Here is a 26,843-nt window from a genome sequence, read left to right on the forward strand (position 1 = left end):
GCTATTTCCGGGCCGCGGCCGCGCGCACCGCGCCGGCCACCTCGGTGAAGAAGCGGGTGTGGGCGCGCCGGCTGACCGGGGCCTCCGGGTTCCACGGCAGCAGTCGGGCCCGGGCCTCGATCGCCCGCCAGTTCTCGTCCGTACGCAGCGCCTCGATCCGGGCGGCGTTGACCCGGGCGTCCACCAGGACGACGTCCGGGGCGAGCGCGGCGGCCTCCGCCCAGCCGACCGTCGACCAGTTCGCCCCGGCGCCGGCCGCCGGCTCCGGCAGCTCCGCGCCGTGCTCGGCCAGGGCCCGCAGGTCCGGCCAGGTGCCCGGCCGGGCCAGGTGCACCCGGTCCGGCCCGGCGGGCGACAGCGCCACCACCCGCGGCCGCGCCGGACCGCCGGTGGCCTGCCGCAGCTCGTCCTCGGCCGCGTCCAACTCCTTTGCCATGGACAGTGGTTCGCCGTGCCCCAGGGAACCGGCCAGCGCCGCGAACCGCTCCCGCACCTCGGGCAGGCTGCGCCCCGGGCCCACCGCGACGGTGGCCACCGGGACCTGTTCCTCCAACTCCTGCGCGATCTTCGCTTCCAGGCCGTAGACCTGCTCCCCGTCGTAGGTCACCGCCACCACGAGGTCCGGGCGGGCCTCCAGCAGGGTGTCCGGGTGCAGCGCGCTGCCCGAGCCGAGGTACCGGATCTCGGCCAGCGGAAGCTCACCGGCCTTGGCCGGGTCGGCCGCCACCCCGTCGTGCTGGGATCCGAACAGGCCCACGGGGCGGATGCCGTGGTCCCACAGCGTGGCTCCCGCCTGTATGTAGGCCACGATCCGTGCCGGTCGGGTTCCGGCCACCACCAGGCGCCCGCGGTCGTCGGAGAACTCCCACGGTGTGCTCTGCTCCATGGCGCATCGCCTTTCTGTCGTCATGTGTGTCTTTTGACGTCCTCGGTGCCGATTGTGAAGGCGTGGTTCCGTCATGACTTTCGAAGTTGTGGGTTCGGGGTCTGTTACCTGCCCATCCGGCTGCCCCCGCACCCCTCCCGGCCCACGCCCCCGGCGCCCCTCGCGCACCCCCTGTTCAACCACCCGGCTGACCGCCGCCGCGACACCCGTCCGGTGGCCGATCTTCCGTCACCGTATTGCCACGGTGGGTGACATGCTTCTACGGTGTCTCCTTCCCGTCCGGAATCTACGGGTGTAGACCAGCTTGTGACGTAGCGTCAGGTAGGGAGCCGAGATGAGCCGTACGGTCGTCCGGGGCGGACTGGTCATCACCGCCGCCGAGGAGATGCACGCCGACGTCCTGATCGAGGACGGCCGGATCGCCGCCCTCGCCGCACACGACAGCGCGACCGCCGAGGGCTGGACCGCCGGCGCCGACCGGGTCCTGGACGCCACCGGAAGGTACGTCGTACCGGGCGGCGTCGACGCCCATACCCACCTTGAAATGCCGTTCGGCGGGACGACCTCGTCCGACACGTTCGCGTCGGGCACCCGCGCGGCCGCCTGGGGCGGCACCACCACGATCATCGACTTCGCGATCCAGTCGGTCGGCCAGTCGCTGCGGCAGGGCCTGGACGTCTGGCATGCGAAGGCCGACGCCCAGTGCGCGATCGACTACGGCTTCCACATGATCCTCTCCGACGTGAACGACGCGACGCTGCGGGAGATGGACGGGCTCGTGGGCGAAGGGGTGACCTCGTTCAAGCTCTTCACCGCCTACCCGGGGGTCTTCTACAGCGACGACGGGCAGATCCTGCGGGCGATGCAACAGGCCGCCGGCAACGGCGGGTTGATCATGATGCACGCGGAGAACGGCATCGCGATCGACGTGCTGGTGCGACAGGCGCTGGAGCGGGGCGAAACGGATCCGCGGTACCACGGCGAGGTGCGCAGGGCGCTGCTGGAGGCGGAGGCGACGCACCGGACGATCCAGCTCGCGCGGGTGGCGGGTTCCCCGCTGTACGTGGTGCACGTGGCGGCGCAGGAGGCCGTCGCGGAGCTGACGGCGGCCAGGGACCTGGGGCTGCCGGTCTTCGGCGAGACCTGCCCGCAGTACCTGTACCTGTCCACCGACAACCTCGCCGAGCCCGACTTCGAGGGCGCGAAGTACGTCTGCAGCACACCGTTGCGACCACGTGAACACCAGGCCGCGCTGTGGCGGGCCCTGCGCACCGACGACCTCCAGGTCGTCTCCACCGACCACTGCCCGTTCTGTTTCGTGGGACAGAAGGAGCTGGGCCGCGACGACTTCTCCAAGATCCCCAACGGTCTGCCCGGAGTGGAGAACCGTATGGATCTGCTCCACCAGGCGGTCGTGGACGGGCGGATCAGCCGCCGCCGCTGGATCGAGATCGCCTGCGCCGCCCCGGCCCGCATGTTCGGGCTGTACGGCAAGAAGGGCACGATCGCGCCGGGCGCGGACGCCGACGTGGTCGTCTACGACCCGGCCGTCGAGCAGGTCATGTCGGCGGCGACGCACCACATGAACGTCGACTACTCGGCGTACGAGGGCAGGCGCGTCACCGGCCGGGTGGAGACGGTCCTGTCGCGCGGCGAACTCGTCATCGACCAGCGGAAGTTCACCGGGCGCGCCGGCCACGGCCAGTACATGCCGCGCGCCACCTGCCAGTACCTGAACTAGGAGGCTCCACCCGTGGATTTCGGAATCGTGCTGCAGACGGACCCGCCCGCGTCGACCGTCGTCGACCTGATGCGGCGCGCGGAGCACAACGGCTTTCGCTACGGCTGGACCTTCGACTCGGCAGTGCTCTGGCAGGAGCCCTTCGTCATCTACAGCCAGATTCTGGAGCACACCACCGCGTTGACGGTCGGACCGATGGTGACGAACCCGGGGACGCGCACCTGGGAGGTGACCGCGTCGACCTTCGCGACGCTCAACGACATGTTCGGCAACCGCACGGTGTGCGGCATCGGCCGGGGCGACTCGGCGATGCGGGTCGCCGGACGGAAGCCGAACACCCTGGCCACGCTCGGCGAGGCGATCCACGTCATCCGTGATCTGGCGGAGGGACGCGAGGCGCGGGTGGACGGGCGGACGCTGCGGATTCCCTGGGTGCGCGACGGGCGCCTTCCGGTGTGGATGGCGGCGTACGGCCCGAAGGCGCTGGCCCTGGCCGGTCAGCTGGCCGACGGCTTCATCCTCCAGCTGACCGACCTGTATCTGACGGAGTGGATGGTGAAGGCGGTACGGGACGCGGCGGCCGCCGCCGGCCGCGACCCGTCCTCGGTGACGATCTGCGTGGCCGCGCCCGCCTACCTCACCGCCGACACCTCGCCCGCCGCGCTTGCGCACGCACGCGAGCAGTGCCGCTGGTTCGGCGGCATGGTGGGCAATCACGTCGCGGACCTCGTCGCCAGATACGGCGAGCACTCCGATGCCGTCCCCGAGGCCCTCACCGCCTACATCAAGGACCGCGACGGCTACGACTACGCCCATCACGGCCGCGCCGACAATCCCGACACCGCCTTCGTACCCGACGAGATCGTCGACCGCTTCTGCGTCCTCGGCACCGAGGAGCAACACCTGGAGAAGCTGAGGGCGTTGCGGGCGCTGGGCGTCGACCAGTTCGCGGTCTACGCCATGCATGACGCCAGGGAGGAGCTCATCGACGGGTACGGGTCGGGGATCATCCCTGCTCTGCGGGGCTGATCCCCGACCCACGGGGCCGCGGCGGGGTCACTTCCCCAGGAAGGCGAGGAGCGCGGTGTTGACCTCTTCCGCGTGGGTCCACAGCAGGCCGTGCGGGGCGCCCTCGATCTCCACGTAGTCGGCGGACGGCAGCGCCTTGCGGAACGGCCGCGCGGTCCCCTCGACGGGCAGGATCCGGTCGCCCGTACCGTGCAGGATCAGGGCCGGCACGTCGATGGCCGGGATGTCGGCCCGGAAGTCGGTGTACCAGGTGGACGGCGCGGCGGCGGCCGCGTAAAAGCCGCCGCTCGCCGCGACGTTCCAGCTGTTGCGGACCGCTTCCTCGCTGATCCTGGTGCCGAGGTTCTCGTCCAGGTTGTAGAAGTCCCGGTAGAAGTCCGTGTAGTACGCGTAGCGGTCCGCCTTCACCGCCGCGACGACGCCGTCGAAGAACTCCTTCGGGGCGACCCCGTCGGGGTTGTCGTCCGTCTTGAGCAGGCAGGGTTCGAGCGAGGCCAGGAAGGCGACCTTGGCGACCCGGGCGGAGCCGTAGGCGGCCACGTAGCGGGCGACCTCGCCGGTGCCCATCGAGAAGCCGACCAGGACGGCGTCCCGCAGGTCGAGGGTCTCCATCACCGTGTTCAGGTCGGCCGCGAAGGTGTCGTAGTCGTAGCCGGTGGTCGGCTGGCTCGACTGCCCGAAGCCGCGTCGGTCATAGGTGATCACGCGGTAGCCCGCGTCCAGCAGCACGGCGGTCTGCCGCTCCCAGGAGTGGCCGTCGAGCGGGAAGCCGTGGATGAGGACGACCGGCTGCCCGGTGCCGTGGTCCTCGTAGTAGAGGTCGATGGCGGTGGAGTTCTCTTGGCCCACGGTGATGTACGGCAAGGTCTCGTTCCTTCTTGCGGAGTGACGGGCGCGCGCAGGACCATGACCCGTCCCGATGAGGGAGGGCGCGGCACGGACGGCATCGGCGGATCGGCCGGCGGCGTCCGGGCGTACACGGCGTTCACGGCATGCGCGGCGCTGATTGCCAGCACGCTAGGGCCGGTGTTCCGCCGGGTGTTGTCGTCGAGCGCACCTCCTCTTGCCCGGGAGTGCCAGGACGCGGCGTGTTCGGTATTCCGGCGCGCTGCTGTGCAAGGGGCCTCGAAGGCGCCGCTCGCCCGCGGGCGCGGACAGACCACAGGTGATGCATCGACAGGCAAGCCGGCTCCTTCGGCCACCCCTAATGTGCTGTTCGTGCCCGCGGTCCGGCCCCGGCCCGGACGCCGTTCCCGACCGCCCGGCCGCGCATTGCCAGCCACCACGACATCATCAGCAGGGAGTTGTGCCTTGTCGTCCCGTTCGGACAGCCCGACCGTCGTCCTGGTCCACGGCGCCTTCGCCGACGCCTCCGGCTTCGCCCGGGTCATCCCGGAGCTGCTCGCCCGCGGCCTGGACGTGGTGGCGCCCGCGGTGCCCAACCGCAGCCTGCTCGGCGACTCCGCCTACGTCGCCTCGATCGTCCGCCGGATACCCGGACCGGTCGTCCTGGTCGGGCACTCCTACGGCGGTGCCGTCATCACCGTCGCAGGAGTGGAGGAGAACGTCAGAGGGCTGGTCTACCTGGCCGGTTACGCCCTGGAGGAAGGCGAGAGCCTGGGCGAGCTGCAGGGCGGCTTCCCCGACTCCGACCTCGCCGCCGCGCTCGTCCACACCTCCTTCCCGATCGAGGGCTCCGCTGCTCCCGGTACCGAGGTGTCGGTGCGGATCGACAGGTTCCCGGACGTCTTCGCCGCCGACGTCGACCCCCGCCTCGCCTCCGTACTCGCCGTCTCCCAACGTCCGCTGGCCGCACGGGCCTTCAGCGAGAAGGCGCCGACGGCGGCGTGGCGGACCAAGCCCTCGTGGGGTCTGGTCGCCACAGCCGACCGCACCATCAATCCGGATGTGGAGCGCCATGGCTACCGGAGGGCCGGGATGACCACCGTCGAGGTCGACTCCTCGCACCTGGTGATGCTCGCCCGCCCCGAGCGCGTCGTCCAGCTGATCGAGGAGGCCGTGCGGGCCACCGCCGCCGACGGACCCGGCCGGTCCTGAGGTGTCCGGCTCGCGCGCCGCCCCCGGCGGCCGTCACCCGTGTGCGGACCTGCTGTCCGGGGACGCCGTGACGGGGTGCTTGCTCAGGATGGAGACCCGGTTGAACGCGTTGATGGTGATCGCCACCCAGATCACCGCGGATATCTCGTCGTCGTCGAAGACCTGGCGGGCTGTTGCGTAGGCGCGTTCCTGCAGGGCGGCGTCGGCGGGTTCGGTGGTCGCCTCCGCCAGGGCGAGTGCCGCCCGCTCCCGTTCCGTGAACAGCCCGGTGTCGCGCCATGCGGCCAACACGCCCAGCCGCTGCGGGGTTTCGCCGGCGCGCGACGCGGCCCTGGTGTGCACGTTGAGGCAGTAGGCGCAGCCGTTGATCTGTGACACCCGGAGGTTGATCAGCTCGACCAGGGCGTGGTCCAGCCCCGCCTCGGCGGCGGCGGTACGGACCGCTTCCGCCGTCTCGACCAGCGCGTGGTAGGGCTTGGGGCTCTGCTTGTCGACGAAGATCCGCCGGGTCGCCGGATCTGCGGTGGTGTCACTCAATCTGGACTCCTTCACGGCCGCCCCCGACCGCCGCTCGCGCTGCCGCGTATGCGGGGGGACACGGAACACTCTCAGGCATTATTGTTGAATATGAAACCACATTCGGATGTGAGAGGGCGCTCGATGACCGACGTCGAAGTGAATCCCCCCGCGCAGCGCCACGCTGCCGGCGACCACGGCCGGCCCGCCCCGCAGGTCGACGTGTTGCCCGCGCGGGACGTCCCGTTGGGAGGCCCGAGGGCGATGACGGTGCGGCGCACGCTGCCGCAGCGGGCCCGGACGCTGATCGGCGCCTGGTGCTTCGTCGACCACTACGGCCCGGACGACGTCGCCGACACCGGCGGCATGGACGTCGCCCCCCATCCGCACATCGGTCTGCAGACCGTGAGCTGGCTGTTCAGCGGGGAGATCGAGCACCGCGACAGCCTGGGCAGCCACGCCTTCGTACGGCCCGGCGAGCTGAACCTCATGACGGGCGGGCACGGCATCAGCCACTCGGAGGTCTCCACCGCCGGCACCACGATCCTGCACGGCGTCCAGCTGTGGGTGGCCCTGCCCGAAGAGCACCGGCACACGGGCCGTGACTTCCGGCACCACGTGCCGAGCCCGGTGCGGACGGGCGGCGCGGAGATCAGCGTGTTCCTGGGATCCCTCGCAGGTGACACCTCTCCGGTGCCGACGTTCACGCCGCTGCTCGGCGCCGAACTCGTCCTCGATCCGCGCTCGACGACCACACTCGCGGTGCGTACCGACTTCGAGCACGGCCTGCTCGTCGACCAAGGGGACGTCCGCATGGCCGGAACGCTCCTGCGCCCGGCGGAACTGGGCTACGTCGGCACCGGAAACGACACGCTGACGTTGGTGAACGAGACGGACGCCCCCGCTCGGGCGGTCCTGCTGGGCGGGACGCCGTTCGAGGAGCAGATCGCCATGTGGTGGAACTTCATCGGCCGCAGCCACGAGGACATCGTCGAGGCCCGGCAAGCCTGGGAGGACGCTTCCGACCGCTTCGGCACCGTCGACGGCTACGACGGCGCCCGGCTTCCCGCGCCCGCCCTTCCGAACGCCACCATCACACCGCGCAAGAACCCGACGCACCACTGAAAGGCTCACGATGACCCAGCCCGCCACCGCCCGGACCGTCCAGCGCGTCGACGCCAGGCACCGGTACGAGATCCTGGTCGACGGCACGACCGCCGGCTTCACCGCGTACCGCGACCGCGACGACCGGCGCGTCTTCTTCCACACCGAGATCGACGACGCCTTCGCCGGGCAGGGCCTGGCCTCGATCCTCGTCCGGCAGGCCCTGGACGACGTACGCGCCTCCGGGAAGCGCTTCGTGCCGGTCTGCCCCTACGTGGCGAAGTTCCTCAAGAGCCACGACGAGTTCGCCGACCTGGCCGACCCCGTGACCCCCGAAGTCCTGCAGTGGCTGGAGACCGTGTTGGCGCGGTGACCTCCGCGCCGCCACCTGTTCCCCGGGCTGCTCAGTTCGCGGCCAGTTTGTCCCTCAGCTGGCCGCGAGAGGTGATCCCGAGCTTCGGGAAGATGCGGTACAGGTGCGCGCCGATCGTGCGCGGTGACAGGTACAGCTGCTGGCCTATCTCCTTGTTGGACAGGCCGTCCGCCGCGAGCTGGGCGATCTGCAGCTCCTGAGGCGTGAGCAGGTCCCAGTCGGTGCGGTGTCGGCGCTTGCCGCCCTCGCCCGCCGAGCGGAGTTCCCGGCAGGCCCGTTCGGCCCACGGCTCCACGCCGAGGGACGCGAAGGACTCCCGGGCGATCCGCAGCGGAGTGCGGGCTTCCATCACGCGGCGGCGCCGTCGCAGCCAGGCGCCGTGGGCGAGCATCAGCCGGGCGCGAGCAAAGGGGGCCCGGGACATGTCCAGATCGAGTGCCGCCCGGAAGTGCTCCTCCGCGTGCTCGTCGTCGGCGAGCAGGGCATGGGCGAACGCCAGGTTGATCCGGGTCAGTTGAGCCCCGCTCGCCCCGGCGGACGCCACGAGCCGTTCCAACGCGGCCTTCGCCAGGGCTCGTTGCTCCTCGCCCGTGGCGGCCTCGGCCAACTCCGCGATGGCGATGGTCTGGAGGAACGGATGGTGGGCCGGGTCGACCGGGTCGAAGACCCGCCAGACGCAGTGGAACGCCTCGGCGTGGTCACCGGCGGCGAGGCCGATGAGGCCGCGCGTGATCTGGATGAAGGCGAGATTGGAGGGGTGGGCCGCGGACAGCCCCTGGCGCTCCGCCTCGCCGATGACGGCGAGCGCCGTGTCCAGATCCCCGTGCAACGCGGCGAACTGCGCCTTCGCGATCCGCGCACCGGTCAGCCAGCGCGGCTGGGCGTTCTCCTCGGCCAGCCGCATCGCCTCGGCCACGGCCGGGAGCCCGGTCTCCCAGTCGACGGTGTGCACGGCGCTGAAGGCGAGGGACACCAGAGTCTGGGCCAGCAGGCCCAGACGGCACTGGCCGCGCAGGCCGGCCGCCGCGTGCCGGAGGAACCCGGTGGCGCGGTCGTACGCGTTCGCCATCGTGGCCGCCGTGCCCAGGGTGGCGGCGGCCTGGACGTCGTACCCGCCCTGGCGTTCGAGGCGCTCCAGGCGGTCGAGTACCGTCGCCGCACGCTCCAGCGGGGCGGCCGCCGCCAGCGTGTACACCAGGTCCGGGTGGAGTTCCGAAACGGGCAGCCGCTCGGCCGCGGCCACCACGCGTTCCCGCAGTTCCCGCCCGGGGTCCGACCACCAGCACCGCCGCGCGGCCGAGCGCAGCAGCTGCAGGGCCAGTTCGGGATCGCCGGCCTCGGCGGCCCGCTCCGCTGTGGTGATCAGCAGATGGAGCCGGGGTGTGTTCGTGGCCACATCCCCTTCGAGGCCCTCGCGCAGCTGGAGCAGGCGCGCCTGCTCCAGCACGCCGAGCTCCAGCTGTTCGGCCTGCCGCAACAGGCGTGCCGCGTGGTCTGTCCGGCCGAGTTCGAGGCCCAGTTCCGCGGCGCCCAGAAGGCGGGCCACTCGTCCGGAAGGGACTTCGCTCAGTGCTGTGGCGCGTTCCAACGCCGTCAGGGCGACCGCGGCCGCGCCACGCCCCTTCGCCCGGAGAGCCACCTGGTCCAGTTGCCGCGCCACCGCCTCGTCGGGACGGCCGATGGCCGCCGCCCGGTGCCATGCCTGCCGATCGGGCTGTCCGCGGAGAGTGCGGGCAAGCGCGCCGTGGGCGGCCAGACGTTGCGCGAGCGTTGCCGAGCCCAGAACCGCGGAGCGCACCAAGGGGTGGGTGAAGCCGATGCGGAACTCGTCGGCGGAGACCAGGCCCGCGGTCATCGCGGGCTCCAGGGAGCGTGCGGAGATCTCGGTGTCCGCCAGTGCCGAGGCGGCGGCGAGCACTTCGGGCAGCCCGCCGTCGTCGTCGGCGGCGGTGATGAGCAGCACATGGCGTGTGTCGGACGGAAGATCGGCCAGCCGCGAGGCGAAAGCACGTTCCAGCCGGGCAGTGAGGGGGAGCGCCGCCGACACCGCGGACTCGGAGGCCGCTCCGTCCGCCCCCAGGGTGATCGGGAGCTCGATCAGCGCCAGGGGGTTGCCGGCGGACATCTCCGCGACAAGGCGGCGTACCGCCGGGTCGAGGGCGGGGTTGCGGGCGTCCAGCAGCGCGTCGGCCGCGGTCGGCTCCAGAGGTGCGAGGTGCAGTTCGCGGACGCCGGGGGCGGCCGGCCATGCCGTGCGGCCCGCACTGCCGGCAAGGAGCAGGCCGAGGGGTTCGGCGCCCACGCGGCGCGCGAGGAACCCGAGCACGTCCAGGGTCGGCATGTCGAGCCACTGGGAGTCGTCCACGACCAGCAGCACGGGGGCTTCGGCGGACGCCTCGCCGAGCAGGCTGAGGGTGGCCAGGGCGATCATGAAGAACCGGGGCGCGGAGGCACGGGGGGAGGGCTCCGCCATGCCGAAGGCGCCCAGCAGCGCGTCCGCCTGAGCGGGGGGAAGGTGCGCGACGCGATCCGTCATGGTGTGGGTCAGCTGGTGCAGCCCCGCGAACGGCAGATGGGTCTCGGCCTGCACCCCCGATGCCGTGAGGACGGTGAATCCTGAGTTCCGGGCCCGGGTGACGGCGTGCTCCAAGAGGGCGGACTTGCCGATTCCGGGGGCTCCCCGAATCAGCAGCGCACTGCCGCGCCCGGGCAGTCCGTCGACGAATCCGTCGACGGTCGCCAGCTCCTCGTCCCGCCCGAACAGTGTGGTGGCCGACATCCTTCGTTCCTCTGCGCCGCTGTTCTGACCTGGACCGTCGCAGTCTACGTGCGCGCGGTGAACGCCAGAGCGTGCCGAGCGTCGGATGCCGCTCGGCGCACCGCGCGGCCACAGTCGCTTCGCAGTCATCGTGCCGACGACGTAAGTCATCCCGTGTTCCACGCTGGAAGCAGTGCCGGGCCGGCTCCTCGTGCGGGGGTGGGGCCCGGCACCCGACCGGCGGGAGGGCGCCCATGACATCCGTGATAGAAACGGCCGGATTCCCGGACGACGGGAAGACGGTTCGCCGGGGGAGCCGGGCACGTGCTGTGGTGCGGCCGGCCGGACGGGCGGCCGAGCTCGCCGCCGTGCCGCGACTGCGCCGTGCCCCGTCCGGTCACGAGCGGCCCGACGGGCGCACCGCGGTGCCGAACCACTCGCATACAGTGGGCCTGACCTGCGGCGATGCGCCAAGCCATGGCGTGCCCGCGGGAAGCCGCCGGCTGCGGGAGGGCGGGGTCGCCAGTCGGCGCGGGCCGAGCCCGGCTTCGGCGGCCGAGTGCGGACAGGACGGAGCATAAGTGGCGGGGTCAGGCGGTCCGCTGTCCCGTAGCGGTCTGCGTGGCAGGGAGGACGAACTCGAAGAGCTCCAGGCGCTGATCGCCTCGGTGGCCCGTACCGGAAGCGGCGGGTTGGCCCTCATCCAGGGGGAACCGGGCATCGGCAAGACCACGCTGCTCGCCGAGGCCGTCGCCACGGCCAGGGCGGCGGGGTTCTCCGTCGGCGTCGGCAAGGCCGATGAACTGCATCACATCGTGCCGCTCTCGTCGTTGGCGGCCTGCGTCCTGCACGGCGATCGGCCGCTGCTGTCCGACGATGCCTTCGTCGATCTCGCCCGCCATCACGATCAGCGGATCTGGCTGGTGGAGCGCCTGGCGGAGGCGATCGAAGCCAGAGCGGGCAGCGTGCCGGTGCTGATCGGCCTGGACGACGTGCAGTGGGCCGATCCGCTGAGCCGGTTCGCCCTGCAGCAGCTTCCGACCCGCCTGCGGACTTCGCCGGTTCTGTGGATGCTGACCGGGCGACGGGAGCCCGCGGGCCCGGCGGAAGAGGTCGTCGCGGCCGCGACCGGCAACCTTCCGGCGGTCACCGTGTCCCTGGGGCCGCTGTCCGGCGCGGCCATCGACCAACTGACCAGCGACACACTCGGGGCAGTGGTCGACGAGCGGGTACGGGACCTGCTCCACGGAGCCGGTGGGAACCCCTTTCTGGCGGTCGAGATGCTCGCGGGACTGTGGAGCGCCCGGACGTCGGACGAACCCGTGCCCCCAGGGCTCGTGGTGGGTGTGCGCGCCAGACTCAGGTCCCTGCAGCCCGGCACGCTGCGCTTCCTCCAGATGGGGGCGGTGCTGGGACGCAGTTTCGGCTTCCGCGACGCCGCCGCGCTCTGCGGCGGACCGACCGCCGTATCCATCGCGGCGCTGGAGGAGGCCGTGCGTGCCGGACTCCTGGACGACGACGGCGATCACCTGGTCTTCCGGCATGACCTGCTGCGCCAGGCGGTCTACGTCGACATCCCGCCGTCGGCCCGGAAGGCTCTGCATCGAGAGGCCGCCCACCACCTCGTGGCCGCGGGCCATCAGCCGGTCGACGCGGTGCCGCACATCCTCCGGGGAGCCCTGCCCGGAGACGAGGAAGCCGTGGAGCTGCTGCGGCGGGCGGCCGACGACATCCTGCCGGTCACGCCGGACCTCGCGGCCGACCTGATGACGCGTGCACTGGAACTGGTGCCGTCGGCACGGCCGCTGAGGTTCGCGGTGGGGGAGCAGGCGATCCTCTGCCTGACCCGGGCCGGCCGGAACCGGGAGGCGCTGTCGACGGGCGACCGGCTGCTGGCCGGCCGGCCACCGCTGGAGACGTTCAGCCGGCTGCAGGCCGCCCTCGGCGGGACGCTGTGGAACATGGATCTCGCCGGCGAACTGCGCCGCCGGGCCGAAACCGCCCTCGCCCTGGGGGGTGCCGCCCCGGAGATCGGGGCGAGGCTGGCGGCCCTGCGCGCACGGGCCCTGTCCCGGGACCACGATCTCGTCGATGCGCGTGCGGCCGGTGAGAGCGCGCTGCGTGCCGCCACCGCGATCGGTGACCGGGAGGCGCACGTCCTGGCCCTGTCCGGGCTCGGCGAGATCGCGCAGAACGCGGGTGAGAACGCGGTCGCGCTGGAGCGCTTCGCCGCGCTGAGCGCCCTCGATACCGCCTTCCTGCCCGAAGAGATCGTCGCGCACCTGCACATGGACGACTTCGCGTCCAGCGGACGGCTGCTCCTGCGAGCGGCGAACGGCGCCGGGGCGATGCGCCAGGCGATGACGCTGTGGGCTCAGGGGCAGCACGATCTGGGGCTCGGCCGACTCGACGACGCCGACGCCGACTTCCTGACAATGGAGCGTCTGGAGGACGAGGTACAGGTCCCCGTGCAGCAGGTGAACGGTCGCGTGATCCGTTCTCGGATCGCCCTGCTGCGCGGCGACCGGGAAGCGGCGCGCGAGCATCTGGCCGCGGCGCAGGAAAGACTGGTGGCCAAGCCGAACCCGGGCAACACGGCCGCGGTGCGCTTCCTGGAAGCGGTCCACGCCGACGCCGACGGGGACGTCGCGCTCGCCGTCGACAAGATTCGGCAAGTGCAGCGCAGCGACCTCTTCATGCGCTGGCGGCTGCTGCGCGACTGGGTCGATTCCGCGATACGCATGGCCCTGCGCGGCGCGGAGTACGAGCTCGCCGAGGACCTGGCCGCACAGGCCGGAGCGCACGCCGAGCGCAATCCCGCCGTGCCGACCGCCACCGGCATCGCGGCGCAGGCCCTCGGGCTCGTGAACAGCGATCTCGCCATGCTCGGATACTCCGTCGACCTGCTGAAGGCGAGCCCTCGCCCGCTGGCCCGGGCCGCCGCGTCCGCCGACCTCGGAGGGGCACTCCTGGCAGCGGGCCGGAAACCCGAGGCCGCGGCCGCGCTGACGGACGCCCGCGACACGTTCGCCGAGTCGGGCGCCCACGCCGCGGCGGCACGCGTACAGCGCGACCTCGACACGGCAGGAGACGGCGGCCGCAGGGCAGCCGGTACACAGCGCCCCGTGCAAGGATGGGCGGCCCTCACGGCCTCGGAGCAGAAGGTCGCGCGCCTGGTCGCGCAGGGCCACACCAACCGATCGGTCGCCGACCTGCTCGTGGTCTCTCCGCACACGGTCAACACCCACCTGACGTCGGTCTTCCGCAAACTGGCGATCAACTCCCGGGTCCAGCTGGCCAATCTGGTCATGGCTCTGCCCGACAGCTGAGCGGGCCGCTTGGTCCGTTCACGCGATGCCCTGCCCCACCTGAACGCGCTTGGTTGGGGCGTCCCCACAACCAGTCGGAGGTCACCGTCATGCACCGACCCACCCCCCAACCGCCGACCATCGTGCTCGTGCACGGGGCGTTCGCGGATGCCTCGTCGTGGGCGGGGGTCATCGGCCTCCTGCACGCCGCCGGACTGACCGTGCGTGCCCCGGCGAACCCGCTGCGCGGTCTGGCGCAGGACGCCGCCTACCTCAGGAGCGTGGTCTGCGACATCGGCGCGCCTGTCGTGCTGGTCGGCCACGACTACGGTGGCGCGGTCATCACCCACGCCGCCACCGACGCCGACAACGTCGTGGCCCTGTGCTACGTCGCGGCGTTCGGCCTCGACGCGGGCGAGTGCGTCCTGGACATCACGAACCGCTTCGCCCCCGTGCCGGCGGCCGACGCGACCTTCACCGCCGCCTTCCCCGACGGCCCGGACGGCGAGCTGTACCTCAGCAGGGACCGGTTCCCGCAGGTGTACGCCGACGACCTGCCGTCCGGCGTCAAGGAGGTGCTGTCCGTGGCCCAGCGCCCGATCGCCCGCACCGCGCTGACCGGCAGATCGGGTCCGCCGGCATGGGCCTCCAAGCCGTCCTGGTACGCCATCGCGACCGCCGACCGGATGGTCAGTCCCACCGCTCAGCGCTTCATGGCGCAACGCATGGCGGCCACCGAATACGTGCTGGACGGCTCGCACGCCGTCGTACTGTCGCAGCCCGACGCGGTGGTGGCGATGATTCGGGAGGTCGCCGAACAGGGCGGTGGTCGCGGCGACGGCTTCGTCCGCACGGGACCGCCGCCGCGTCCCGCGGAAGCCGGACCCGCGAATGCTCCGGGCGAGCGTCCGTTCGGGACGCTATACGATGCGTTCGAGCGGAAGATGCCGGTGTAGACCATTCTGACCACGCCCTCGGAGTGCGTCCTCCTCGTGACGCAGTCCCCGGCCCCAGACAGTTACTCGGTAAAGGCACCAGCATGATTTCACCGGCCAGACCGCCGACGCGGCGGATCGCCGCGCTCCTGACCGGAGCGCTCGCCCTTGTGTCGGCCGCCACCGGATGCGGTGCCGCAACCGGTGCCGGGTCCGCCACCGACAAGGTCACCTCCATCACCGCGCTCGACTACTACACCGACGAAACCGAACACGCCCAATGGGGCGAAGTGCTCACCGCGTGCGGCAGAACCGCCGGTGTGCGGGTCGAGCAGACCAGCGTCCCCGGGGCGTCGCTCATCCCCAAGGTTCTGCAGCGGGCGTCGTCGCGGACCCTTCCCGACCTGCTGATGCTGGACAACCCCGACCTCCAGCAGATCGCACAGACCGGCGCGCTGACCCCACTGGACCGGTACGGCATCGACTCCGGCGGCTTCGCCAAGGGCATCCTGTCGGCCGGCACCTACAAGGGAAAGGTCTACGGACTGGCCCCTGCCGTCAGCACGGTCGTCCTCTTCTACAACAAGGACATGCTCGCCGAGGCCGGTGTGGCCGTGCCCGGGACCTGGAACGAACTGAAGGCGGCGGCGGCCGAGCTGACCCGCCCCGGGCGCTACGGCATGGCGGTCGATGCGAACGCCACTTTCGAGGGCACCTGGCAGTTCCTGCCCTTCCTGTGGTCCAACGGCGGTGACGAGCGGCGACTGGACACCCCGCAGGCCGCACAGGCACTCCGGCTGTGGGTCGACCTGGTGAAGAGCGGATCCATGTCGAAGTCGGTGCTGAACTGGACCCAGGCCGACGTCCACGACCAGTTCGTCGCCGGCCGGACGGCCATGATGATCAACGGCCCCTGGCGGATCCCCGCCCTGAACCAGGACAAGAACCTGCACTGGGGGACGGCCCCCGTCCCCGTCCCCCGCGCGGGCCGGACCCCGATCACACCGCTCGGCGGTGAGGTGTGGACGGTCCCGCAGAACCCTTCCAAGGCCCGGCAGGAGAAGGCCGCCCGGGTCCTCGCCTGCCTGAACGACCGCTCGACCATGCGCACCCTGGCCGAGCAGCACTTCACCGTGCCCTCCCGCACCGCCGTGGCCGCCCAGTACGCCGAGCGGACTCCGTCGATGGCCGCCTTCGTCGAGAACGTGGAGGCGGCGCGGGCTCGTACCAGCCGGCTCGGCGTCGGATGGCCGCAGGCGGCGACCGGGATATACACCGCGATCCAGTCCGCGCTGACGGGCCGGCAGACACCGGAGGAAGCCCTCAGGAATGGGCAGCAGATCGCGACCGGTCACTGACCCGCCCCCGCTCCTTGGGAGGGACACCGGGCAGGACGGCGGCGCCGTCGCCGCGGGGGACCGGGGCGCGGTCCGGGCCCGCTTCCGGGAGCGGCTGGCCCAGTGGATGTTCGTCGCGCCCGCGGCGGCGTACCTGCTGCTGTTCTTCGGCTACCCGATCGTCAAGAACGTCGTGATGAGCTTCCAGCAGTACACGACCACGACGTTCTACACGGGTGCCGCGCCGTTCGTGGGGACGCGGAACTACTCGGAGATCCTTTCCTCGGACCTGTTCCCCAAGGCCCTGCTGACCACGGTCCTGTTCACCGCCGGCTCGATCACCGGGCAGTTCGTGCTCGGCCTGGCCTTCGCGTTGTTCTTCCGGCGCCGCTTCCCGCTCGGTGGCGTGCTGCGCTCGCTGCTGCTGCTGCCGTGGCTGCTGCCACTGGTCGTGTCCGGAACCACGTGGAGGTGGATGCTCGACCCCGACACCGGAGTCGTCAACACGGCGCTGCGCGGCCTGCACCTCTCGTCGTCCGGCATCCCCTGGCTCACCGGCACCTCACCGGCGCTGGTGTCGGTGATCCTCATCAACATCTGGGTCGGAATCCCCTTCAACACCGCGATCCTGTACGGCGGCCTGCAGGACATCCCGCCGCACCTGTACGAGGCGGCGAAGCTGGACGGTGCCGGTCCGCTGGCGTCGTTCCGCCATGTCACCTGGCCGCTGCTGCGGCCGGTGGTGGGCGTCGTGCTGGTGCTGGGCGTGGTCTACACCCTCAAAGTGCTGGACATCATCCTCGTGGTGACCGGCGGTGGGCCGGCCGGCGCCACCGAGACCATCGCCACACGTTCCTACGAACTGTCCTTCCAGCAGTTCGAGTTCGGGCGCGGTGCCGCGATGAGCAACGTGCTCGTCGTCATCTCGCTCGTCTTCGCCCTCGTCTACCTGCGCGCCAACCGCCGCGCCCGGAACGTCTGAGAGATCTTCCCGTGAAGCGCGCACCGGGCCGTGGCCGGCCGTCCACCGTCGTCGGGATCGCCTTGCTCGCCCTGATGCTGTTTCCCGTCTACTGGATGGTGAACGGCTCCCTCCAGCCGGCGGGCAACACCCTGCAAGGAGGCTGGTTCCCCTTCCATCCGGACTTCAGCGGATACGCCACCGCACTGCGCGACCAGGGACGCAACCTCGTCACCAGCCTCGTCGTGGCCCTCGGCAGCGTCGCCTTCAGCCTCGGGCTCGCCACGCCGGCGGCCTACGCGCTGGCCCGGTTCCCCCTCCGCGGAACCGACCTCGTGCTCTTCGGCGTCCTGCTCACCCAGATGGTGCCGAGCATCGTCGTGGCCAACGCGCTCTACAGCGCCTACAGCGACCTGGGACTCCTGAACTCCTACCTCGGACTGATCCTCGCCGACTCCACCGCAGGGGTCCCCTTCGCGATCATCATCATGCGTACGTTCATGCGGAGCATTCCGCGAGAGATCATCGAGGCCGCGCAGGTGGACGGTGCCGGGCGGCTGCGCGTCTTCTGCTCCGTGGTGCTCCCGGTGAGCCGGAACGCGTTGATCACCGCCGCCGTCTTCACCTTCCTCTTCACCTGGAGCGACTTCCTCTTCGCCCTCACCCTGACCACCACGGAGACCGTGCGGCCGATCACGCTGGGCATCTACCAGTACCTCGGTGCCCATACGAACCAGTGGAACGCCGTCATGGCCACCACGGTCATGGCGTCCGTCCCCGCCGCCGTACTGCTCGTCGTCGCTCAGCGCTACGTCGCCGCCGGTGCCACCGGCGGAGCCATCAAGTGAGAGGCGTCTCGGTCCGTCGCCCCCGACCGATCTAGCGGATTCACGCGATGTGCCGGCCCAGGCCGGCTGGCACGGTGTTCTGGAAGGAACGGCGGGGCTTCGGTGATCGGGCTGTCCGGTGACCGGATCCGAACCGCCTGTCGATGACGTTTTCAAGGGGCCGCATGTCCGTCGTCCTTTCCACCGCGGAGCTGTCCGCAGCCGACCGCAGCGAGCGCTGGCATGAAGCGGTATCCCAGACGTTCGTACCGCTCGATGTCAATATCCTGGAGGAAGATCCGTCGCCAGGGAGGATCGTCACCCACCAATTGGGAGCCACGCAGGTGTCGGACGTCCAGGCCGGCTCTCAAGAGGTGACGCGCAACAAGCGTCTGATAGCCCGGGACGGGAAGGAATACCTCATCCTCACGCTTCAGCGCAGAGGAAGCGCCGTCAAGGAGCAGGACGGGAGGGAGTGCCTGATAGAGCCGGGAGATTTTTCCATCTCTGATTCGTCTCGCGTGTTCAGGAAGAAAGTTGAGGGCGATTTCCGCTTCACTTCCTTTCAATTCCCTCGAAAGGAGCTTCGCGTGCGGGACGAGGACCTGCACGCGTTGACTGCGAGTGCGTTCTCGGGTCGTGACGGAGGTTCCGCACTCGTGGCGACCTATTTTGCGCGCATGGCGCGCGAAGCAGCGGGCTTCGACGAATTCGTCGGCCGCCAGTTCGTCGCCACCGGGCTCGACCTGCTGGCACTGGTCATCAACGAGCGGCGCGGCCGCTTCAGGCCTCAGGCTCCTGAGACCGCCGCGGCCATGATGGTGCGAGTGAAGGACCACATCCTGCAGAACCTCTCCGACCCGGACCTGTCACCCACCGCGATCGCTGCCGCTCACTTCATTTCGGTGCGCTACCTGCACAAGCTGTTCCAACTGGAGGGAACCACCGTCGGGGAGTGGATCCGATCGGAGCGACTGGAGCGGTGCCGTCGGGATCTTCTGCGGTCCCCGGCCCTGGGAGTCGGGGTGGCGACCATCGCCCGACGCTGGGGGTTCGTGAGCCCGAGCCATTTCAGCCGTGTTTTCCGTGCCGCTTACGGCATAGCGCCTCGCGACTGGCAGATTCACGGCCTGTCCGGTGAACGGCGCACGGTTGAGTGACGTTTTCTCGGCGGAACGATTCACACGGAGCGGCTCATGGAGAGCCCGCGCCGACCCACCGGGACCGCACGATCGCCGCGGTGGCGCACCGATGAGGTTTCACCAGGGCCGCGCATTCAGCCGGGTGTTGCGGGCCGCCTACGGGGTGGCGCCTCGCTCTCCCTCGGCGCACCCACGGCCAGACCCGTGGACTGGGTGTTCGCCCGTTCACTGCTCATAGAGGGCCTGCGCCGTCCTGCCGGTACCGGGGGCGTGCTGGTGATTCCGCGGCACCGTTGCCACCCGCACTCCGTGCGCGTCGTCCTGAGGTCCTCCGCCGGCGCGGCGCTGATAGACATCGCGGAGTCAGCGGTCGCCGCGTTCGTGCTGCGGACGGTCTGGCTCGTGCCCCGGGCACGGAGAGCCTTCACATCGACATCGACCGTGCCCTCGCCGAGCTCACCGGCAGGCGGGACTGAACCGGCCTGGGCCGAGGAAGCCGGGAACGACGACGCCGAGGCAGGACCGGCGTCGAAGGTGAACGGGGCCCAGGCCGAGTTCGTACGGCAATGCGCACCGCCGGCATGGCGCTGCGAGGAAACGAGTGGTGCGCCCAGAGGCAAAGGCAAGCCATGGGACGTGCCTACGGTGGGCGCAAGAACAGGGGAATACAAGAAAGAGGAGAAACCGTGGCGTCGTCCGCAGTGGTGGATATCTCACGATGGCAGTTCGCCATCACCGCGGTCTTCCACATGAGCTTTCCCGCACTGACCGTCGGCCTCGCCCTCTTCCTGGCCGTGATGTACACGGTCCACCTCAGGACCGGGAATCCGCTGTACCTCCAGATATTCCGTTTCTGGAAGAAGATATTCGCGGTCGGATTCGGGCTCGGTGTGGTCGCCGGTACCGTCATGACTTTCGAGTTCGGCCTCAACTGGGGAAGATACGCCCATGCGGTCGGCCCGATCCTCGGTGTCACGATCGGCATGGAGGTCATCACGGCCTTCTTCCTGGAAGCCGGGTTCATCGGCATCATGCTGTACGGCGACGGCCGGGTGCGCCCCAGAACCATGGCGTTCGCCTGCTGGATGCTCGTCGTCGGCACCCTGCTGTCCACGACATGGATCCTGTCCGCCAACAGCTGGATGCAGGACCCTTCGGGGTTCACCGAGGTGGACGGCCAGTTCCGGGCGAGCAATTGGTGGAGCGTGCTGTTCAACCCGGCGTTCTCCTACCGCTACCCGCACATCCTGCTCGCGGTGCTGATCAGCGCCTGCTGGTTCATCGGCGGGATCGCCGCCTGGTACCTCGTCAAGCAGCGGGCGCTGCCCTTCGCACGCCGCACGCTGTCCATCGCCCTGGGCGTGCTGGCCGTCCTGATGCCCGTGCAGCTGTACGTGGGCGACCTGACCGCCGTGTTCATGGGCGCACACCAGCCCGCCAAACTGGAGGCCTTCGAAGGCAATTGGAAGACGGACAACAACGGCTACAACCTGCTCGTGGTGCCCGATACGGACAAGGGCGAGAACAAGGTCCAGGTCGCGATACCGCACTTGGGAGCCGTCATCGGCAAGGACCTCTCCGGAAAGGCGAACGTCCCCGGACTGTTGCAGACTCCCAAGGACGAGCGCCCCGACATGTGGTCCGTCTTCTACGGCTTCCGGGCGATGTACTTCAGCGCCCTGGTGATGTTCGGCATGGCCTTCACCGGCTTGGTGCTGCGGCTGCGCGGAAGGCTGTACACAGCCCGGCGGTTCCACCGGCTGATGGTCTGGATGGCCCCCGCCGGTGTCGTGGCGATCAGCGGCGGCTGGATCACCGCGGAGGCCGGCCGGCAGCCCTGGGTCGTCTACGGCCTGATCCGCACCAGTGACGCCGTCTCCCACATCTCTCTCGGCGCGGCGATCACCAGCCTGACCGGGTTCGTCGCCGTCTACGCGCTGCTGCTCGGCCTGTGGATCCGCTACATCGTCCGCACGGTGCGGACCGGCCCCGAGCACCTGGTGGCCGACGACGGCACCACCCTCCACCCCACGGAGCCCAGCCATGCTTGATTACGCGTCATACGCCCTGGTCCTGCTGGCACTCGGTGCCTACGTCCTGCTCGACGGCTACGACCTGGGCATCGGCATCCTGAGCCTGTTCGACCGCAGCGACCGGCGGCGCAAGGAGTACAACGAGCTGATCGCGACCGCCTGGGACGCCAACGAGAGCTGGCTCATCCTGGCGGGTGTCGTGCTGTGGGCGGGCCTGCCCGGCGTCTACGCCACCGTGCTGCCCGGCGTCTACCTGCCGCTCGTCGTCATGCTGCTCGCCCTCGTGCTGCGCGGTACGGCCATCGAGCTGCAGAGCGCCGCCCTGGGCTACCGGCGCGGCTGGGGTCTGGTCTTCGGAATCTCCTCGCTGGTGGCCACCGTGTGCCAGGGCCTCGTAGTCGGCGGCGTGCTGTCCGGACTGCCGCACCGCGGCGGGGTGTTCACCGGGGGCACCTGGGACTGGCTGACGCCCTACAGCGTGCTGTGCGCCCTGGGGCTGGTGGCCGTCCACCTGCTGGCGGGCGCCGCGTGGCTGCAGGACAAGACCACGGGGACGGCCCACGAGCGGGCGGGCCGACTGGGCCGACCGCTGATCCTGGCGGTCGCGGTGGCCGGCCTGGTCCTCGGATCCGGACTCCGGTTCGCCGACCCGCAGCACCTGCGCTTCGACCAGCCGCTCCGGGCAACCCTGTTCGGCCTCGCGGTGGCGGGGGCCGTGGTCTGCGCGGCGCTCGCCTGGTACGGCTTCGGCCGCCGGCCCGACTGGCGGCCGTTCGCCGCGGTGGCCGGTACGGAGACCGCGGGCCTGCTCGCGCTCGTCGCCGCCACCGCGCCCGTCGTCGTCCCACCCGACCTGACCGTGCACGCGGCCGCCGGCCCGCACGGGTCGCAGCTGTTCCTGCTCATCGGGGTGGGCGGGTGCATGCCGGTCGTCCTGGCCTACAACATCTACGCATGGTGGGTCTTCCGCGGGAAGTCCGCCCGGCCATCGGTCTCCACCGAGACGGCGGTCGGCCCGTCCGACACCGCGGCTGTCGCTGAGCAGGCCGCGCAGGTCGAGCAGCCCGAGCGGCCCGTGCCGGCGGCCCCGGCCGCGAGCGACGGTCCGTGGGCGGCCGTTGCCGCCCGGCGCGTGCTCCTGACCCTCCTGGCCGTCGCGGTGGCCGCCGTCTCGCAGGACGTCTTCGGCGGCGTACGGGCGTGGATCGGCCCGGTCGGCGTCGCGCTGTTCGCCCTGACCGCGCTCGCCGGGTGGATCCGCTCCGACCGCCGCTCGGCGGCCGCCGGCGAATTCGACCTCCGGGCAGCCGACCGGTGAACGGAAGCCCCGACCACCTCGCCCGGCTCGGCCGGGACGACGAGGAACAGCAGCGGGCGGCGGAACGGCTCACCCCATGGGCGGCGGTCGGCGAACCCGCGTTCCGGCGAGCCGGCACCCTGCGCGGACTGGCGGCCGCGGGCCATGTGATGTGGGCGGCGGGACTGGGCCGGGCGGCCCGGGCCGCACTGCAGTCCCCACCCGGGGGAGTGCCCCTGGCCCCGGTGCTCTCCGGCGCGGCACTGGTCGCCGCCGGGCTGCTGCTGCGCGCACTCCTGCTCGCGGCGGCCGACCGGATCGCCGACAACGGCGCGGCCGCCGTCCGGGACCACCTGCGCACCCGCCTGCTCCTGGCCGCGCTCCCCGCGGCGGGCACGCCCTTGGAAGGGGTGCCGGACGCCGCGCTCGGTGAGGCCCTCGACGGCGAGGTGGGCCGACTGACCCAGTGGCTGACGACGTATGTTCCCGCCCGGCGGGCGATGCTGCTGGGCAGCGGCATCGTGCTGGCCGCCATCCTGGTGGGGAACTGGGCCGTCGCGCTGATGCTCGTGCTGGCGACACCGCTGCTGCCGTTCAACCTCAAAGTGATCGGCCTGGGCACTCGCGCCGCCGTGCACGCCCAGCTCACCGCCACCCGGAAGCTGAGCACCCACCTGCTGGACCAACTGCGCGGACTGCCCACGCTCGTCGGCCTCGGAGCCGGTGAAGAAGCGGTACGCGCGACCGAGGAAGCCGACCGGGAACTGGCCCGGCGCACCCGGACCGTACTGCGGGTGGCGTTCCTCTCGACCGCCTGGATCGAGCTCCTGATCACCGTGGCCATGGCCGTCGTCGCCACGTACTGCGGACTCGCCCTGCTCGGCTACCTCGACCTGCCGGTGGTCCCGTCCACCATGGGCCTGGGCACCGCGCTGTTCGTGCTCGTCCTGACCCCGGCGTACTTCGCCCCGGCCCGGGAGCTCGCCCGCGGCTACCACGCCCGGGCCGAGGCCGCCGCGGCGGCCGAGCTGATCTCGGAGATCATCGACAGGGTTCCGGCCGCACCGGCCGGCGGTCCCCCGACGCGGGTGCCCCCCGCGCGCCGCCCGGGAGAGTCGGGCCCGGCCGGTGTGCTCCTGGACGAGGTGGGCGTCCGGTACCAGGGGCGCGACGACCCGGCCCTGGACGACGTCACCCTGACGGTGCGGCCGGGTTCGATCGTGGCGATCAGCGGACCCAGCGGCGCGGGGAAGACCACCCTGCTCTCCGTGGCGGCGGGTCTGCGCGCACCGGACCGCGGGCGGTGCCTGCACACCCTCGGTTCCGCGACCCGGCAAGCCTCGACGGCCACGACGGCATGGGCCGGACAGCCCGGCTACCTCCTCCCGGGCACGCTGCGCGCCAACCTGCTGCTGGCCCGGCGCGACGCCGACGACGACCAACTGACCGCGGCGTTCGCGGCACTGGGCTTCGAGGACCTGCTCGCCGCGCTTCCCCAGGGGCTGGCGACGCCGGTCGGGGAGCGCGGCTGGGGGCTGTCCTCCGGGCAGACGCAACAACTGGTGCTGGTCCGGGCCCTGCTCCAGGACACACCGCTGCTGTGCCTGGACGAACCCACCGCCCATCTCGACCCGGACGGCGAGGCCCGGGTCATCGGCGCCATCCGGACGCTCGCGCGCAGCCGCACCGTGCTGCTCACGACCCACAGTCCGGCACTGCTGGGCATCGCCGACGACATCGTGCGGCTGGAACAGGGACGGGTGTCCCGGATCGAGGAGACACAGTGACCGCATTCAGGCTGCTGTGGACGGCGGCGGACCACCGGACACGCCGCGACCTGCTGATCGCGGCGGTGCTCGCCGGGACCGCCGAACTGTGCGCCGCCGGCCTGCTGGGCGTGTCCGGCTGGTTCCTGACCTCCTGTGCGGTGGTCACCGCACAGGCGAACACCACGTGGTCCTGGATGTACCCCTCGGGCATGGTCCGCGCGCTCGCCCTGGGCCGCACCGGTCTGCGCTACGCGGAGCGCCTGGTCGGCCACGGCGCCCTGCTCGGCGCGACCGTCTCGCTGCGCTCACGCCTGGTCCGCGCCGCGACGACCGTACCGGCCCGCGAACTGCGCAACCACCGTGACGGCGCCCTGATGGCCCGGCTCACCCGCGACGTCGCCGCGGTGGGCGGGTCAGCCGGACAGGTCGTTCCACCGCTGGCCGGGATCGGCCTGACCGCCGCCGTCGTCGTCACCGCGCTGACGGTGGCGAGTCCGCCGTCCGGCGCGGCCGAACTGCTGCTGCTCGCGCTCGCCACGACCACCGCGGTGATCGCCGAGCGGCGGACCCGCGGCCATCTGCGGACGGCCGCCGAAGCGTGGGCCGCCGCACGCACCGCGCTGCTCAGCGCGCGCTCGGCGCTCTCGGAACTGCGCTGCCTGGACGCCGTCGATCCGGTGCGCGACCAGGTCGCGGACGCGGTCGGCCGGGCCCGGCGGGCCGAGGCCGCGGCCGAGTCGGTGATGCGCCGTTCCCGGCTGACGCTGCGGCTGTCGGCCGTGGCCGGCCAGGCGGCGGTCCTGGTCCTGGCGCTGTCCGGTCCGGTCTTCACCCAGCCGGCTGCCGACGCCATCGGCGAGGTGCTGCTGGTGGCGGCCGCGTACGAGCTGATGGAGACGCTCCCAGCGGTGCTCCGCGACCACGGCCTGGCCGCCGACGCCGCCCGGCGGCTGACGGATCTGGCGGATCTGGCGAACAAGGCTCTCTCGGGCAAGACTCTCCCGGGCGAGCCGTCGACCGCGTCCGCGTCCCCGCCGAAGGCGCCGCTCGCCGGCGCGCCACGGACCCTGGTGACCCGCCAAGTGCCCGTGGGCGTCGGCGCCGACCGCACCCGGTGGTCCGCGGTGATCGAGCCCGGCAGCGTCACCATGGTCACCGGGCCCAACGGCAGTGGGAAAAGCACCCTGTTGGAGACTCTGGCGGGACGGATCTCCCCCGCTGTTCCCCGGTCGGTGCTGCTCGGCGGTGTACCTGTCGAGTCCCTGCCCGCCCGTGCGATCGCCGCTTCGCTCACCCTCGTCGAAGCGGAGGACTGGATCGCCGACGCGACCCTCGCCGAGAACCTCCGGCAGGCCGCCCCGGGCGCGGACGACGACACACTTCGGGCGGCCCTGGCGGCCGCGGCCCTGGAGCAGCTACCCCTCGACACCCCGACGGGCCCATTGGGCAGTGCGCTCTCGCAGGGCCAGCGACGCCGCCTGGTGATCGCGAGAGCGGTCCTGCGGACACCCGCGGTCCTCCTGCTCGACGAACCGACGGCCGGCCTCGACGACCAGACGGCGGTGCGGATGCTGACGGGCGTGCGTCACGCCCTGCCGAACAGCGCCCTGGTGATCGCCCTACCGGACCGGCACGACGGCCTCATGCCCTTCGCCGCCTCCCGGGTCCTGCGGCTGAAGTCCCCTCACGTGATGTGGAGTTCGGCCACATAGCCGCCGGGGAACCGCACCATCGCGCTGGCCCGGCCCTCGGAGGTGTACGGCCCCCAGAGCACCTTCGCGCCCGCGGCCTCGGCCTTGTGCAGGGTCGACGTGAGGTCCTTCACCGCGTAGCCGGTGGTCTCCCGCCCGAACGGGTACGGCAGGTGCCCATCGGTCACGCTGACCACCGTTTTGCCGTAGGGAGAGTTGATGGCGACGCGGCGGTACGTCTCGTCGGGCACACCGAGTTGACCACCATCGGCGGCCCGGTCGTCCGAGACGATCCGACCACCGGTGAAGCGCAGGTACGACGCGAGGAACGCACTCGCCGAGTCCCTCGTCAGATAGATGCGGTTGTCCGGCACGGTCTCCAACTGCGCGTAGGACGGAGCCTTGGTGTGCCAGTACAGCTGGGCGTTGACGCCGCCCGGGAACTGGACGACCGCGTCCTTGCCGATGGGGTCGTCGAAGGGCGCGACGACGACGTTCGCCCCGCTGGCCCGGGCCAGCCGGACGCCCTTGTCGAAGTCGCTCATCAGCCAGCCGGTGCGTTCGGCACCGAACGGATAGGGGACCGGCGTTCGGAAGTCGAAGACGGACAGCGTGCCGACGGGTGAGAGAACCAGTTCCGACGCGGTCTTACTGGGCGTCGGCGTGACCTGGGTGATCACCTTGGGCGTGTGGGTTCCGCCGAAGGTCGCCTCCCAGCAGGCGACGAACGCGTCCATCGCGCCGGGGGTGACGTAGACGTGCGTGGTGTCGTACTGCGGTCCGACCGCCGTGGTCGCGGCCGGGAGCGGGGCGGGGGCGTGCCGGCTCTGGGCCGACGACGGGGCCGCGAATCCCCCCACGCCCACCACCAGCAGTAACGCCGGCAGCAACCGCACCATTGCCTTGCGCTTCTTCATCTGCCTTTCCCTTCCATCGGGTTCGTCGGGAATGAACCGAAGGGAGAGTAGGCGGCGCACGCGGCAGCGGGTTTTCTCGGAGCGCTCCAGTCCTTGACTTTCCGGGCAAGATCCACCGGCTTGCCAGCCCGCGACGCAGGTCCTGCGGCTGATCATCGCGC

At 71.2% G+C, this 26,843-nt stretch carries 21 protein-coding genes; 16 read left to right on the forward strand and 5 right to left on the reverse strand.

Going from position 1 to position 26,843, the window contains the following annotated elements; all coding sequences use genetic code 11:
- Window position 1: 1 nt before the first annotated feature.
- Window positions 2–886 (reverse strand): ABC transporter substrate-binding protein, encoded by an 885-nt coding sequence (locus tag CG747_RS25785; protein ID WP_100604224.1) that lies wholly within the window; start codon window positions 884–886, stop codon window positions 2–4.
- Between the two features lie 334 nt (window positions 887–1,220).
- On the opposite strand from CG747_RS25785, the gene hydA reads away from it, so the two are divergent.
- Window positions 1,221–2,627, forward strand: a complete 1,407-nt coding sequence (hydA, locus tag CG747_RS25790) for a dihydropyrimidinase (protein ID WP_100604225.1) — start codon at window positions 1,221–1,223, stop codon at window positions 2,625–2,627.
- A gap of 12 nt (window positions 2,628–2,639) precedes the next feature.
- Entirely contained in the window at window positions 2,640–3,656 is a 1,017-nt protein-coding gene (locus tag CG747_RS25795) for a TIGR03842 family LLM class F420-dependent oxidoreductase (RefSeq protein WP_100604226.1), read from the forward strand.
- A gap of 27 nt (window positions 3,657–3,683) precedes the next feature.
- Here the strand turns inward: CG747_RS25795 and CG747_RS25800 are convergent, their stop codons facing one another.
- On the reverse strand, window positions 3,684–4,520 hold the full coding sequence (locus tag CG747_RS25800; protein ID WP_100604227.1) for an alpha/beta fold hydrolase: 837 nt from the start codon (window positions 4,518–4,520) through the stop codon (window positions 3,684–3,686).
- A 447-nt stretch (window positions 4,521–4,967) separates the two neighbouring features.
- Between CG747_RS25800 and CG747_RS25805 the strand changes: the two genes are divergently transcribed.
- A complete protein-coding gene (locus CG747_RS25805) occupies window positions 4,968–5,714 on the forward strand; it encodes an alpha/beta fold hydrolase (protein ID WP_100604228.1) in 747 nt (248 codons plus the stop codon).
- Between the two features lie 33 nt (window positions 5,715–5,747).
- Here the strand turns inward: CG747_RS25805 and CG747_RS25810 are convergent, their stop codons facing one another.
- Entirely contained in the window at window positions 5,748–6,251 is a 504-nt protein-coding gene (locus CG747_RS25810; protein WP_100604229.1) for a carboxymuconolactone decarboxylase family protein, read from the reverse strand.
- Between the two features lie 123 nt (window positions 6,252–6,374).
- Between CG747_RS25810 and CG747_RS25815 the strand changes: the two genes are divergently transcribed.
- Both CG747_RS25815 and CG747_RS25820 read left to right on the forward strand, forming a co-directional pair.
- On the forward strand, window positions 6,375–7,355 hold the full coding sequence (locus CG747_RS25815; RefSeq protein WP_100604230.1) for a pirin family protein: 981 nt from the start codon (window positions 6,375–6,377) through the stop codon (window positions 7,353–7,355).
- Between the two features lie 10 nt (window positions 7,356–7,365).
- Window positions 7,366–7,707 carry a GNAT family N-acetyltransferase gene (locus CG747_RS25820; RefSeq protein WP_100604231.1) on the forward strand — a complete coding sequence of 114 codons (342 nt, stop codon included), beginning with the start codon at window positions 7,366–7,368 and terminating at the stop codon, window positions 7,705–7,707.
- A 31-nt stretch (window positions 7,708–7,738) separates the two neighbouring features.
- Here the strand turns inward: CG747_RS25820 and CG747_RS25825 are convergent, their stop codons facing one another.
- Window positions 7,739–10,486, reverse strand: a complete 2,748-nt coding sequence (locus CG747_RS25825) for an AAA family ATPase (protein ID WP_180985708.1) — start codon at window positions 10,484–10,486, stop codon at window positions 7,739–7,741.
- 560 nt (window positions 10,487–11,046) lie between these two features.
- Here CG747_RS25825 and CG747_RS25830 point away from each other — a divergent pair.
- From CG747_RS25830 to CG747_RS47450, 11 genes are all read left to right on the forward strand, one after another.
- On the forward strand, window positions 11,047–13,794 hold the full coding sequence (locus tag CG747_RS25830; protein ID WP_100604233.1) for a LuxR family transcriptional regulator: 2,748 nt from the start codon (window positions 11,047–11,049) through the stop codon (window positions 13,792–13,794).
- Window positions 13,795–13,883: 89 nt separating this feature from the next.
- A complete protein-coding gene (locus tag CG747_RS25835; protein WP_257980715.1) occupies window positions 13,884–14,729 on the forward strand; it encodes an alpha/beta fold hydrolase in 846 nt (281 codons plus the stop codon).
- An 83-nt stretch (window positions 14,730–14,812) separates the two neighbouring features.
- Window positions 14,813–16,066 carry an extracellular solute-binding protein gene (locus CG747_RS25840; protein ID WP_100604234.1) on the forward strand — a complete coding sequence of 418 codons (1,254 nt, stop codon included), beginning with the start codon at window positions 14,813–14,815 and terminating at the stop codon, window positions 16,064–16,066.
- Window positions 16,038–17,027: a carbohydrate ABC transporter permease gene (locus CG747_RS25845; RefSeq protein WP_100604235.1), complete on the forward strand. Its 990-nt coding sequence runs from the start codon at window positions 16,038–16,040 to the stop codon at window positions 17,025–17,027. The genes CG747_RS25840 and CG747_RS25845 overlap by 29 nt, the downstream gene beginning before the upstream one ends.
- An 11-nt stretch (window positions 17,028–17,038) precedes the next feature.
- Window positions 17,039–17,854, forward strand: coding sequence for a carbohydrate ABC transporter permease (locus CG747_RS25850; RefSeq protein ID WP_100604236.1), 816 nt, complete (start codon window positions 17,039–17,041; stop codon window positions 17,852–17,854).
- A gap of 164 nt (window positions 17,855–18,018) precedes the next feature.
- The gene (locus CG747_RS25855) at window positions 18,019–18,993 is read left to right on the forward strand and encodes a helix-turn-helix domain-containing protein (protein ID WP_100604237.1); all 975 of its coding nucleotides are present in this window, start codon (window positions 18,019–18,021) and stop codon (window positions 18,991–18,993) included.
- 36 nt (window positions 18,994–19,029) lie between these two features.
- Window positions 19,030–19,728: an SsgA family sporulation/cell division regulator gene (locus tag CG747_RS51055; protein WP_100604238.1), complete on the forward strand. Its 699-nt coding sequence runs from the start codon at window positions 19,030–19,032 to the stop codon at window positions 19,726–19,728.
- The gene (locus CG747_RS25865) at window positions 19,662–21,026 is read left to right on the forward strand and encodes a cytochrome ubiquinol oxidase subunit I (RefSeq protein ID WP_100604239.1); all 1,365 of its coding nucleotides are present in this window, start codon (window positions 19,662–19,664) and stop codon (window positions 21,024–21,026) included. The genes CG747_RS51055 and CG747_RS25865 overlap by 67 nt, the downstream gene beginning before the upstream one ends.
- Window positions 21,019–22,326 (forward strand): cytochrome d ubiquinol oxidase subunit II, encoded by a 1,308-nt coding sequence (locus CG747_RS25870; RefSeq protein WP_100604240.1) that lies wholly within the window; start codon window positions 21,019–21,021, stop codon window positions 22,324–22,326. The genes CG747_RS25865 and CG747_RS25870 overlap by 8 nt, the downstream gene beginning before the upstream one ends.
- Window positions 22,323–24,092 carry an ABC transporter ATP-binding protein/permease gene (locus CG747_RS25875; protein ID WP_257980716.1) on the forward strand — a complete coding sequence of 590 codons (1,770 nt, stop codon included), beginning with the start codon at window positions 22,323–22,325 and terminating at the stop codon, window positions 24,090–24,092. The genes CG747_RS25870 and CG747_RS25875 overlap by 4 nt, the downstream gene beginning before the upstream one ends.
- Entirely contained in the window at window positions 24,089–25,786 is a 1,698-nt protein-coding gene (locus tag CG747_RS47450; RefSeq protein WP_146022160.1) for an ATP-binding cassette domain-containing protein, read from the forward strand. Before CG747_RS25875 ends, CG747_RS47450 begins: the two co-directional genes overlap by 4 nt.
- Here CG747_RS47450 and CG747_RS25885 read toward each other — a convergent pair.
- On the reverse strand, window positions 25,759–26,682 hold the full coding sequence (locus CG747_RS25885) for a glyoxalase (RefSeq protein WP_100604241.1): 924 nt from the start codon (window positions 26,680–26,682) through the stop codon (window positions 25,759–25,761). The genes CG747_RS47450 and CG747_RS25885 overlap by 28 nt on opposite strands.
- Window positions 26,683–26,843 lie beyond the last annotated feature (161 nt).

Origin of the sequence: Streptomyces sp. CB02959, from assembly GCF_002803155.1 — a bacterium.
Lineage (GTDB): Bacteria > Actinomycetota > Actinomycetes > Streptomycetales > Streptomycetaceae > Streptomyces.